We start from the raw sequence: 12495 nt of genomic DNA, 5'->3' as shown, positions 1-12495 counted from the left end.
TGAGGGTGATGGTCGTGTGGTGCCCCGACTGGTCGGTGGTCGCCGCGCTCGACGAGGCCGACCGGTCGCTGCGCTCCCCCGCCGCCGTGCTCCACGCCAACGTCGTCGAGGTGTGCAACGGTCCCGCCCGTGCCGAGGGCGTACGCCGCGGGCAGCGACGGCGTGACGCGCAGGCCCGCTGCCCCGAGCTGGTGCTGCTCCCCGCCAACCCCGACCGCGACGCCCGCGCCTTCGGGCCGGTCCTGTCGGTCGTGGAGGACCTGCGCCCTGGGGTGTCGGCCCTGCGACCGGGACTGCTGGCGGTGCGCGCTCCCGGCAGCTGGTACGGCACCGAGACCGCGGCCGCAGCGACCGTGTGCCAGGCGCTGGTCGAGAGCGGCGTGTGGGACGTCCGGTTCGGCATCGCCGACGACCTCTTCACCGCCGAGCAGGCGGCGCGCACTGCCGACGTGCAGTCGTGGACCGTCGTGCCTCCGGACGGGTCCGCCGCTTTTCTCCGCGGCCTGCCCGTGCACGTGCTCCAGGACGACGGGCCGCGCGGGCGCGAGCTCGTCGGCCTGCTGCAGCGCCTGGGCCTGCGCACGCTCGGCGACCTGGCCGACCTGCCGGGCGACGCCGTCGAGCACCGCCTCGGCAGCCACGGGGCGGCCGTACGCCGACGTGCCCGCGGCGAGGACCGCACGCTCTTCGCCGCCCGCACTCCCCCGCCCGAGCTGGACGCCGACGTGGTCTTCGAGCCTCCGCTGGAGTCGGTCGAGGCGATCACCTTCAGCGTCCGCACCACCGCCGAGCGGTTCCTCTCCCAGCTGGCGCAGCGCCAGCTCGTCGCCACCGGCGTCCGGGTCGAGGCTGAGTCCGACGGCGTGGTCTGCTCGGCACGCACCTGGCTGCACCCGCGCCACTTCTCCGCGCGCGACCTGGTCGACCGGGTGCACTGGCAGCTCCAGTCGGCCGGCTCCACGAGCGGGCCCGGCGGCTCGCTGCGCGCGCGCAAGCAGTCCGGCGAGGTGCGGGCGCCGATCGAGCTGGTCCGGTTCGTCCCGGAGGTGGTCGAGTCCGCCGCCGCCCACGGCGAGGCGCTGTGGGGGTCGGCCTCCGACGACCTCGTCGAGCGTGGCGTGGCCCGGGTGCAGGGCATGGTCGGCTTCGACGCCGTACGCCGTCCGGTGCTGCAGGGCGGCCGCAGCCCGGCCGCCCGGCAGTCGCTCGTGCCCTGGGGCGAGCGCGCGGTGGACCTGCGCCCCGTGGACCGACCGTGGCCTGGCCGGGTACCGGGGCCGGCGCCCGTGCGGGTCTTCGCCACTCCCCCGCTCGCCGAGGTCGTCGACGACGCGGGGCGCGAGGTGCGCGTCACCGACCGCGGCGTGGTGACCGGCGAGCCGCGACGCTTCCGGCTCGGCGACGGCGTCCTGCCCTGGCAGCCCGTGACCGCCTGGGCCGGCCCTTGGCCGACCGACGAGGGCTGGTGGTCGGGAGGCGCCGGTCCGAGCGCGCGCTTCCAGGTCGTCGGCGCCGACGGGCGGGCGTGGCTGCTGCTGCGCGGGCCCGAGGGGTGGTCGCTGGAGGCCGGCTATGACTGACCACCGCGTGGGGGTGCACTGATGGGCTGGAACAACCCGGCCATGCACTGGAAGGAGCTCGAGCGCCGGCTCAGCGGGCTCCCCGGCGCCGACGACGCACCGGTGTCACGGCGCAAGCGCGCCTCCACCGAGGCGCGGGTGATCGAGCGCCCGGTCGCGACGACGCCCTACGCCGAGCTGCACTGCCACAGCCACTTCAGCTTCCTCGACGGTGCCAGCTCACCCGCCGAGCTCGTCGAGGAGGCGGTGCGTCTGGGCCTCCACGCGCTGGCCGTCACCGACCACGACGGCTTCTACGCCGCGCCCATGCTGGCCGAGGCCGCCGAGGCCTACGACCTGCCGACGGTCTTCGGCGCCGAGCTCTCGCTCGGGCTGGGCGGGCCACAGAACGGCGTACCCGATCCCGAGGGCAGCCACCTGCTGGTGCTGGCGCGGGGTGTCGAGGGCTACCACCGCCTGGCTGCCGCGATGACCGACGCCCACCTCCGCGGTGACGAGAAGGGCCGACCGGTCTACGACCTCGGCGAGCTCGGCGAGCGGGGGCGCGGCCACTGGGCGGTGCTCACCGGGTGCCGCAAGGGCAGCGTCCGCCAGGCGCTGGCCACCGGCGGCGAGGCGGCTGCGGCCGAGGCGCTGGACCGGCTGACGTCGCTCTTCGGCATCGAGCACGTCCTCGTCGAGCTGTCGCCGCAGCCGGGGGCCGACGCGGCCAACACCTCGCTCGCCCGGCTCGCGGCCGTCCACGGCCTCGACGTCGTGGCGGCCGGCAACGTGCACCACGCGACTCCGCGGCAGGCGCGCCTCGCCTCGGCCATGGCCGCCGTCCGCGCCCGCCGCAGCCTGGCCGACCTCGACGGCTGGCTCGACCTGTCCGGCGCCGCCCACCTGCGCAGCGGCGAGGAGATGGCGACCGCGCTGGCAGCCCACCCCGGAGCCATCGAGCGCAGCGTGAGCCTCGCCGACGAGCTGGCCTTCGACCTGCGCAAGGCCTCGCCCGCCCTGCCGAAACGGCAGATCCCCGAGGGCCACACCGCCGACTCCTGGCTGCGGGTGCTGGCCGAGCGCGGCTTCGCCGAGAGGTACGCCGGAGTCCCCCACGAGGCCGCGGCCCGCGAGCGGCTCGAGCACGAGCTGCGGGTCATCTCCGAGAAGGACTTCGCGGGCTACTTCGTCATCGTCCACGACATCGTGGCCTTCGCCCGCTCCCGGCGCATCCTGTGCCAGGGCCGAGGGTCCGCGGCGAGCTCCGCCGTCTGCTTCGCCCTGGGCATCACCGCGGTCGACGCGGTGTTCTACAAGCTCCCCTTCGAGCGCTTCATCTCCGCGCACCGCGACGAGGAGCCCGACATCGACGTCGACTTCGACTCCGACCGGCGCGAGGAGGTGATCCAGTGGGTCTACGACACCTACGGCCGCCGCAACGCAGCCCAGGTCGCCAACATCATCAGCTACCGCCCGCGGATGGCCGTGCGCGACGCGGCCAAGGCCCTCGGCTTCTCCCAGGGCCAGCAGGACGCCTGGTCCAAGCAGATCGACGGTTGGAAGTCTGTCGTGGCAGGAGACCAGGGCGACCCCGACGCCCACGACGTACCCCCTCAGGTCGTGGCCCTCGCCGAGGAGCTGATGGGTGCGCCACGCCACCTGGGCATCCACTCCGGCGGCATGGTGCTCACCGAGCGACCCATCGGCGAGGTCTGCCCGATCGAGCGCGGGCGGATGGACCGCCGCACGGTGCTGCAGTGGGACAAGGACGCGTGCGAGTCGATGGGGCTGGTGAAGTTCGACCTGCTCGGTCTCGGGATGCTCGGCGCGCTCGACCACATGATGCGGCTGGTCGCCGAGCACCTCGGTGAGGAGTGGGACCTCGCGACGATGCCCAAGGAGGAGCCGGCGGTCTACGACATGCTCTGCCGGGCGGACTCGATCGGCGTCTTCCAGGTCGAGAGCCGTGCGCAGATCGGGACGCTGCCGCGGCTGCGTCCCCGGGAGTTCTACGACCTCGCCATCGAGATCGCCCTGATCCGCCCCGGTCCGATCCAGGGCGGCGCCGTGCACCCCTACGTCCGCCGCGCGACCGGCAAGGAGCCGATCACCTACGACCACCCCGAGCTCGTCCCCGTGCTCGAGCACACCAAGGGCGTGCCGCTCTTCCAGGAGCAGCTGATGGCGATGGCGGTCACCCTCGGCGACTGCAGCCGCGACGACGCCGACCTGCTGCGCCGCGCGATGGGGTCCAAGCGCGGGGTGGAGCGGATCGAGTCGGTCAAGGCCAAGCTCTACTCCGGCATGCGGCGACGCGGCATCACCGGCGAGCTGGCCGACTCGATCTACGTCAAGATCCTCTCCTTCGCCAACTTCGGCTTCGCGGAGTCGCACGCGCTGTCCTTCGCGCTGCTGGTCTACGCCTCGTCGTGGTTCAAGCTCCACTACCCGGCCGCGTTCCTCGCCGGGCTGCTGCGCAACCAGCCGATGGGCTTCTACTCCCCGCAGTCGCTGGTCGCCGACGCGCGGCGCCACGGGGTCGACGTACGCCGTCCGGACGTGACCCGCTCCTCGGCGCAGGCCGACCTCGAGGGGGTCGTCGTCGGCCCGGTCGCGCCCACCGGCCCCGACGCGTGCTGCCGGCCGCGCTTCGAGCGGACCGAGTGGGTGCCAGGGACCCCCGACCCGGTGCCCGGGCACCGTCGCGACGCGGCGCTCGCCGTACGCCTCGGCCTCGACTCGGTGCGCGGCATCGGTCTCGATGTGGCGCGCCGGATCGTCGTGGCCCGCGAGGAGTCACCCTTCGCCGGTGTCACCGACCTGTCCCGGCGGGCGGACCTCACCACGACCCAGCTCGAGGCGCTGGCCACCGCCGGCGCGTTCGACGCCTGGGGGCTCGACCGCCGCGAGGCGTTGTGGGCCGCAGGCTTCGCCGAGGGCGCCGACCACCTCCCGGGCACCACCCCGGCGCCGGCCGCGCCCACGCTGCCCGGGATGAGCGAGCCCGAGCTCACCCTCGCGGACCTCTGGGCCACCGGGATCTCGCCCGAGCGGCACCCCGTCGAGCACCTGCGCGACGAGCTGCGCCGCGCCGGCATCCGGTCCGTGGCCGACCTCGCGACCGACGAGGCCGGGCGTCGCGTCCACGTCGCCGGGCTCGTCACCCACCGGCAGCGACCGGGGACGGCGATGGGCGTCACCTTCCTCAACCTCGAGGACGAGACCGGCATGCTCAACGTCGTGTGCTCGATCGGGGTCATGAAGGCGCACCGGCAGGCCGCCCGCAACCGCGTCGCCGTGGTCATCCGCGGGCGGCTCGAGCGCAACGAGGGCGTCACCAACCTCGTCGCCGACAAGGTCGAGGGCATCGATGTCGTCGTGCCCGGGGCAGGCGCGGTGCTGCAGGCGCGGGCGTCGTCGCGCGACTTCCGGTGAGGCGGGCTCACGCGGTCGTCCTGACGAGCGACGGCTGCGGCACAATCGGGACGCCTCGACGCCCGGCAGCCACGTCACGAAGGACGACCCCTGATGAGCAGCACCCCGCAGGTCCTCCTGCACGCCACGATCCGCACGCCCCTCGGTCGCTCCGTCCTCCTGAACGAGCACGTGGCGTGAGCGCCACCCTCGTCGCGAAGGACCTCGCCGGCGGGCACGGTCACCGTGTCCTGTTCGAGGGTCTCGACCTCACCGTCTCCCCCGGCGACGTGATCGGCGTCGTCGGCGCCAACGGTGCCGGGAAGTCGACGCTGCTGTCGCTGCTCGGCGGCGCGACCACGCCGATGGCCGGCTCGGTGTCGTGCGCACCCCGCGACGCCTTCGTCGGCCTGCTCCCCCAGGAGCACGAGCGGGTGCCGGGCGAGACCGTCGCCCACTACGTCGCGCGCCGCACCGGCGCTGCGGAGGCGACCGAGGCGATGGAGACGGCCGCGGCTGCGCTGGGGTCCGGCGACGCCGGAGCGGACGACGCGTACGCCGTCGCCTTCGACCGCTGGATGGCGAGCGGGGCCGCCGACCTCGAGGACCGGATCGCGCCCGTGCTCGACGACCTCGGCCTCGACGTCGGACCGGACGCCCTCATGACGTCGCTGTCGGGCGGCCAGGCCGCCCGCGTGGCGCTGGCGGCGCTCCTGCTGAGTCGCTTCGACGTCGTCCTGCTGGACGAGCCGACCAACGACCTCGACCTCGACGGGCTGGCCCGGCTGGAGGCCTTCGTACAGGGCCTGCGCGGCGGGGTGGTCCTCGTCTCGCACGACCGCGAGTTCCTCGCGCGCTGCGTGACGCGCATCGTCGAGCTCGACCTTGCCCAGCACCAGGTGAGCGTCTACGACGGTGGCTACGACGCGTTCCTCGAGGAGCGCGCCGTCGCGCGGCGCCACGCGCGCGAGGCCTACGAGCAGTACGCCGACACCCGCGCCGACCTGGTCAAGCGGGCCCGCACCCAGCGCGAGTGGAGCTCGCAGGGCGTGCGCAACGCGATGAAGAAGAACCCCGACAACGACAAGATCCGCCGCAAGGCCGCGACCGAGTCGTCGGAGAAGCAGGCCCAGAAGGTGCGGCAGATGGAGTCGCGGATCGCGCGGCTCGACGAGGTGGAGGAGCCGCGCAAGGAATGGGTCCTCCAGTTCGACATCGCCGCGGCGCCGCGCTCGAGCACGGTGGTCGCCACCCTCAACGAGGCCACGCTGCGACTCGGCGGCTTCGCGCTCGGCCCGGTTTCCGCGCAGGTCGAGGCCGGCGACCGGATCGGCATCACCGGGCCCAACGGCGCCGGCAAGACCACGCTGCTGCGCCTGCTGCTGGGCGATGCCGACCCCGACACCGGCTCCGCGTCGCTGGGCGCGTCGGTCGCGATCGGCGTGATCGACCAGGCCCGCACCGGGCTCGACGAGGCGCTCTCGCTCGGCGAGGCCGTCGAGGCGCAGGTGCCCGAGCTGACACAGGCGGAGGTCCGCACCCTGCTGGCGAAGTTCGGCCTGAAGGCCGACCAGGTGACCAGCCAGGTCGGCCGCCTCTCCCCCGGCGAGCGCACCCGGGCCGCGATGGCGCTCCTCCAGGCGCGCGGAGTCAACCTGCTCGTCCTCGACGAGCCGACCAACCACCTCGACCTGCCGGCCATCGAGCAGCTCGAGCAGGCCCTGGCGTCGTACGACGGCGCGCTGCTGCTCGTCTCGCACGACCGCCGCCTGCTCGAGAACGTGCGGCTCGACCAGCGGTGGGACGTCGAGGGCGGTCGCGTCGAGGTGCGCCACGTCTGAGCGCACGACCACGGGTCGGGGACGACGACGTCATGGCGCCTGGTTGTCCGGAGGACCACTCGCCATGACGTCCAGCCGTGGAGCGGCGCAGCCGGATTCCGTGCGCTGCCCGTCCCATCCCTAGACTGGTCCCAGCAGAGGGTTACACGCGTCTTGGAGGTGGGTTCGGCGCGTCGTTCCGACGCACCCTCAAGGACCCCCGTGACACCTCTCGCCTCCTACCGACGACTCCTCCAGATCGCCGGCCCGACCTACGTGCTCGTCGCCTTCGTCGGCCGCCTCCCGCTGGCCATGAGCCAGCTCGGCACCCTCCTCCTCGTCTCCACCGCGTCCGGCAGCTACGGCCTCGGGGGCCTCAGCGCCGGCGCGCTCGCGGTCGCCAACGCCGTCGGTGCCCCGGTCGCCGGGACGCTCGCCGACCGCTTCGGCCAGCGACCCGTCGTCCTGGCGCAGTCCCTGCTCGGCGCCACCGGACTGGTGCTGCTCGTGACGGCGGTCGGCAACGACTCCGGCAACGGGACCGTCGTCCTGGCCGCCGCGGCCACCGGCCTCCTGCTCCCCCAGGTGGGCCCGCTGGCCCGCGTGCGGTGGCGCCCGCTGACCCGCGCCACCGGCGGGCACCAGCGCCGCCTCGTCGACGCCGCGTTCTCCTACGAGGGGGCCGCCGACGAGGCGTCCTTCGCGATCGGCCCCGCCCTCGTCGGCCTCTCCGTCGCCGCCGTCTCCCCCTCCGGCGCCCTGCTCCTCGCCGCGGCGCTGCTCGCGGTCTTCGGCTCCGCCTTCGCGCTCGACCCGTCCGCGCGGCTCACCCACGCCGAGGAGCGCCCCGCCGGGACGGGACGCCTCGTCACCCCGGCGTACGCCGTCCTCGTCGGCGCGCAGCTCTCGATCGGCATGCTCTTCGGCGCGACGCAGACCGGCGCGACGGTGCTCGCCACCGACGCCGGCACGCCGGGTGTTGCCGGCCTGGTGCACGCCACGCTCGGCGTCGGCAGCGCGGTCGCCGGGCTCGCGACGGCGTACGTCCCCGAGCGGATCGGGCACGAGCGCCGGGCCCTCGTGGCTGCCTGGGCGCTGCTCGTGCTGTCCCTGCCGCTGCTCGTCGTCGGGTCGCTGGTCACCGCCACCGTGACCGTCCTCTTCCTCGGCGTCGCCGTGGCGCCCTACATGATCGCGGTCTTCTCCCTCGCCGAGCGGGTCGTCCCGCCGGCCCGGGTCGGGGCGGCGATGACGATGCTGGCTAGCGCCACCGGCCTGGGCTACGCCCTCGGTTCGAGCCTCGCCGGCCGGTTCGCCGACGCCTCCGGCGCGACGGCCGCCTTCGGCGTGACCGTCGGCGCCACCGTGCTCGCGGTGGTCCTGATGACGAGCCAGCAGCGGCGGCTGCGGACCGCCACGGCCCGGGCCGACGCGGACCAGCGTCCCGTGCCGTCGGACGAGCCGGCCCTGCAGGGCGCCTCGGGCCCGGGCGTATCGTCGAGGAAGTGACCACGACAGAGTCGGCGACCCTCGCCCTCGACCACCGCTTCGCCGACGAGCTGCCCGAGCTGGCGCTCGCGTGGCAGGCCCGCGAGGTGGCCGAGCCACGGCTGCTCGCCCTCGACGAGTCCCTGGCCGCAGAGCTGGGGCTCGACCCCGCCTGGCTCCGCGGGCCCGACGGGCTCGGGCTGCTCACCGGCAACCGGCTGCCGGACGGCGCCACTCCCGTGGCCCAGGGCTACGCCGGCCACCAGTTCGGTGGCTGGTCGCCGCGCCTCGGCGACGGACGGGCGCTGCTGCTGGGCGAGCTCACCGACACCTCCGGCCGGGTGCGCGACCTGCACCTCAAGGGCTCGGGCCGAACGCCGTTCTCCCGTGGCGGCGACGGGCTCGCCGCGGTCGGGCCGATGCTGCGCGAGCACGTGATGAGCGTCGCGATGCACGCCCTCGGCATCCCGACCACGCGCTCCCTCGGCGTCGTTGCCACCGGCGCGCAGGTCGAGCGCGAGGTCCTGCTGCCCGGTGCGGTGCTGGCCCGGGTCGCAAGCAGCCACCTGCGCGTCGGCAGCTTCCAGTACGCCGCCGCGTCCGGCGACGTCGACCTCCTGCGCCGCCTGGCCGACCACGCCATCGCCCGCCACCACCCCGACGCCGCGGACGCCGAGCAGCCCCACCTCGCCCTCTTCGAGGCCGTCATGGCCGCCCAGGCCGAGCTCGTGGCGCGGTGGATGCTGGTCGGGTTCGTGCACGGCGTGATGAACACCGACAACGTGACCATCTCCGGCGAGACCATCGACTACGGCCCCTGCGCCTTCGTCGACGCCTTCGACCCCGCGACGGTGTTCAGCTCGATCGACACCGCCGGGCGCTACGCCTTCGGCCAGCAGCCGGTCGTCGCGGAGTGGAACCTCGCCCGCTTCGCCGAGTCCCTCCTGCCGCTCCTGGCCGACGAGCAGGACGAGGCCGTCGCCATCGCGACCGCTTCACTCGGCCGCTTCCGGTCCCTCTACTCCGCCGCCTGGACGCGGGGCATGCGCGACAAGCTCGGCCTCGCGGCGTCCGTCCCCGACGAGACGGTCGCGAGCCTGGCCAACGACCTGCTCGACCTCATGCGGACCGACCACGTCGACCACACCATGCTCTTCCGCCGCCTCGGCGCCGCCGCACGTGGTGACGCGGAGCCCGCCCGCAGCCTGTTCCTCGACCTCGCCGGCATCGACGCCTGGATGGAGCGCTGGCGCGCGCTCGGCCCGGACGCCACCGTGATGGACCGCACCAACCCGGTCCACGTCCCGCGCAACCACCTGGTCGAGGAGGCCCTCGTCGCCGCGACGGGCGGCGACCTGGCGCCGTTCGAGCGGCTGGTCGAGGTCGTCTCGACGCCGTACGACGAGCGCCCCGGGCTGGAGCGCTACACCGAGCCGGCACCCGAGTCGTTCGGCGCCTACCGCACCTTCTGCGGGACCTGAGCGTGACCGGCGAAAGCGACGCTCGGGGCTCGCGGCGGTAGATTCTGCCGGTGCCCGACACCCGCCCCCGCCGTACGTTCGCCGTCATCAGCCACCCCGACGCCGGCAAGTCGACCCTCACCGAGGCGCTCGCCCTGCACGCCCGGGTGATCACCGAGGCGGGCGCCGTGCACGGCAAGGGGGACCGCCGCGCGACGGTGTCGGACTGGATGGCGATGGAGAAGGCGCGCGGCATCTCGATCACCTCCGCGGCGCTGCAGTTCGTCTACCGCGACCACGTCATCAACCTGGTCGACACCCCGGGCCACAGCGACTTCTCCGAGGACACCTACCGGGTGCTCTCCGCGGTCGACTCCGCCGTGATGCTGGTCGACGCCGGAAAGGGGCTCGAGCCGCAGACGCTCAAGCTCTTCAAGGTCTGCGCGCTGCGCGGCATCCCGGTCATGACGGTCATCAACAAGTGGGACCGTCCCGGCCTGTCCGCCCTGGAGCTGATGGACCTCATCCAGCAGAAGATCGGCCTGCGGCCCACGCCGCTGACCTGGCCGGTCGGCGAGGCCGGCGACTTCCGCGGCGTGCTGGACCGGCGTACGGGCGAGTTCGTGAAGTACACCCGCACGGCCGGCGGCGCGACCCGCGCCCCCGAGCGGCGGATGGGCCCGGCCGAGGTCGAGGAGGTCGACGCCCCCCTGTGGGCCGACGCCGTCGAGGAGCACGAGCTGCTCACCCTCGACGAGGCCGACCACGACCAGGACCGCTTCCTCGCCGGCGAGACCACGCCCGTCATGTTCGCCTCGGCACTGCAGAACTTCGGTGTCGCGCAGCTGCTCGACCTGCTGCTCGACATCGCGCCCGACCCCAGCCCCACCGAGGGCGTCGACGGCTCGGTGCGCAAGGTCGAGGACGACTTCAGTGCCTTCGTCTTCAAGGTGCAGTCGGGCATGAACAACGCCCACCGCGACCGCCTCGCCTACGCCCGCGTGGTGTCCGGCGAGTTCGAGCGCGGCATGGTCGTCACGCACGCGTCCACCGGTCGTCCCTTCGCCACGAAGTTCGCCCAGTCGGTCTTCGGCCGCGACACCCAGTCGGTCGAGACAGCGGAGCCCGGCGACATCATCGGCTTCGTCAACGCCCAGTCGCTGCGCGTCGGTGACACCGTCTACGTCGGCGACCCGATCGAGTACCCGCCCGTGCCGAGCTTCGCCCCGGAGCACTTCGTGACCGCCAGCGCGGGCGACATCGGCCGCTACAAGCAGTTCCGCCGCGGCATCGAGCAGCTGGACCAGGAGGGCGTGGTGCAGGTGCTGCGCTCGGACCTGCGTGGCGACCAGAACCCGGTCCTGGCCGCGGTCGGCCCGATGCAGTTCGAGGTCGTCGAGGACCGGATGACCAACGAGTTCAACTCCCCCATCCGCCTGTCCCGCCTCGACTACCAGGTCGCCCGGCGCACCGACGCCGCCGGAGCGACGGCTCTCGCCGGGGTGCGCGGTGTCGAGGTGCTGCAGCGCAGTGACGGCACCCACCTCGCACTCTTCGTGGACCAGTGGCGTGCGATGGTCACCGCGCGCGACAACCCCGAGCTGGTGCTCGAGGCCCTTCCTGCAGGCGGGAGCTGACGTGCAGATCACCGGAGCTGTGCTCGAGGAGCTGGGACGTCCCGGCCCGTGGTCGCGGACGCGACCGCTGACGGTCGGCACCCTCGAGCTGGACCCGCCCGGCCCGGGCGAGGTCCTCGTCGAGATCGCCGCGGCCGGCGTGTGCCACTCCGACCTGTCGGTCGTCGACGGCAACCGCGCACGGCCGGTCCCGATGCTGCTGGGCCACGAGGCGAGCGGGCGCGTGACGATGCTCGGTACGGGGGTCAGCGACCTCGCCGTCGGCCAGCAGGTGGTGATGACGTTCCTGCCGCGTTGCGGGGAGTGCGCCGGCTGCGCCACCGGTGGCCGGATGCCGTGCGGCCCCGGGTCGGCCAGCAACGCCGCGGGCGAGCTGCTCGGCGGCGGTCGCCGCCTCAGCCGCGACGGCGTACCGGTCCACCACCACCTCGGGGTCTCGGCCTTCGCCACCCACGCGGTGGTCGACGCCCGCTCGGTCGTGGCCGTCGACGACGACGTACCCGCCGACGTGGCCGCCGTGCTCGGCTGCGCGGTCCTGACCGGCGGCGGCGCCCTGGTCAACGCCGCTCCACCCGAGCCCGGCCAGAGCGTGATGGTCGTGGGCCTGGGCGGCGTCGGGATGGCCGCGCTGCTCACCGCCGTGGCCCTCGGTGCGGGCGACGTGGTCGCCGTCGACGGTGTCGCGGCCAAGCGCGCGCGGGCCCTCGAGCTCGGCGCGACCTCCGCGCTCGACCCGGCGGAGCTGGCGTCGGCCGGCACGCGGTGCGACGTGGTCGTCGAGGCCGCCGGCAACGCGCGCGCCTTCGAGGCCGCCCTCTCCGCGACCGCCCCCGGCGGCCGGACGGTCACCGTCGGCCTGCCCCCGCCCGACGCGCTGGCGAGCATCTCGCCCCTCCAGCTCGTCGCAGAGGCCCGCACGGTGATGGGCAGCTACCTCGGCTCCGCCGTGCCCTCGCGCGACATCCCGGTCTTTGCGCAGTGGTGGCGCGAGGGACGCCTCCCCGTCGAGGCGCTCGTCTCGTCACGGATCTCCCTCGACGACATCAACCTCGCGATGGACGAGCTGGCGGCCGGGACGGCGCTGCGGCAGGTCATCGAGCTCTGAGCCCCAGCC

The 12495-nt window shown here is 74.2% G+C and carries 7 protein-coding genes; all 7 read left to right on the top strand.

Annotated features, from left to right (window positions below; all coding sequences use genetic code 11):
* The first annotated feature begins 8 nt into the window (after positions 1-8).
* The 7 genes from IRX98_RS16590 to IRX98_RS16560 all read left to right on the top strand — a co-directional run bounded on the left by IRX98_RS16590 (position 9) and on the right by IRX98_RS16560 (position 12486).
* A complete protein-coding gene (locus IRX98_RS16590; RefSeq protein WP_224278690.1) occupies positions 9-1580 on the top strand; it encodes a Y-family DNA polymerase in 1572 nt (523 codons plus the stop codon).
* A gap of 21 nt (positions 1581-1601) precedes the next feature.
* Positions 1602-4997: an error-prone DNA polymerase gene (locus IRX98_RS16585; protein ID WP_224278654.1), complete on the top strand. Its 3396-nt coding sequence runs from the start codon at positions 1602-1604 to the stop codon at positions 4995-4997.
* Positions 4998-5173: 176 nt separating this feature from the next.
* Positions 5174-6817 (top strand): ABC-F family ATP-binding cassette domain-containing protein, encoded by a 1644-nt coding sequence (locus IRX98_RS16580; RefSeq protein WP_224278653.1) that lies wholly within the window; start codon positions 5174-5176, stop codon positions 6815-6817.
* A 201-nt stretch (positions 6818-7018) separates the two neighbouring features.
* Positions 7019-8305, top strand: a complete 1287-nt coding sequence (locus tag IRX98_RS23580) for an MFS transporter (RefSeq protein ID WP_224278652.1) — start codon at positions 7019-7021, stop codon at positions 8303-8305.
* Positions 8302-9765, top strand: coding sequence for a protein adenylyltransferase SelO (locus tag IRX98_RS16570; protein ID WP_224278651.1), 1464 nt, complete (start codon positions 8302-8304; stop codon positions 9763-9765). The genes IRX98_RS23580 and IRX98_RS16570 overlap by 4 nt, the downstream gene beginning before the upstream one ends.
* A 50-nt stretch (positions 9766-9815) precedes the next feature.
* Positions 9816-11381 (top strand): peptide chain release factor 3, encoded by a 1566-nt coding sequence (locus IRX98_RS16565; RefSeq protein ID WP_224278650.1) that lies wholly within the window; start codon positions 9816-9818, stop codon positions 11379-11381.
* A gap of 1 nt (position 11382) precedes the next feature.
* Positions 11383-12486, top strand: coding sequence for a zinc-binding dehydrogenase (locus tag IRX98_RS16560; RefSeq protein ID WP_224278649.1), 1104 nt, complete (start codon positions 11383-11385; stop codon positions 12484-12486).
* Positions 12487-12495: the final 9 nt, after the last annotated feature.

The organism is Nocardioides lacusdianchii, from assembly GCF_020102855.1.
Taxonomy (GTDB): domain Bacteria; phylum Actinomycetota; class Actinomycetes; order Propionibacteriales; family Nocardioidaceae; genus Nocardioides; species Nocardioides lacusdianchii.
Note: the sequence above shows the minus strand (reverse complement) of the source record. Positions and strands in the feature narration are given on the sequence as shown.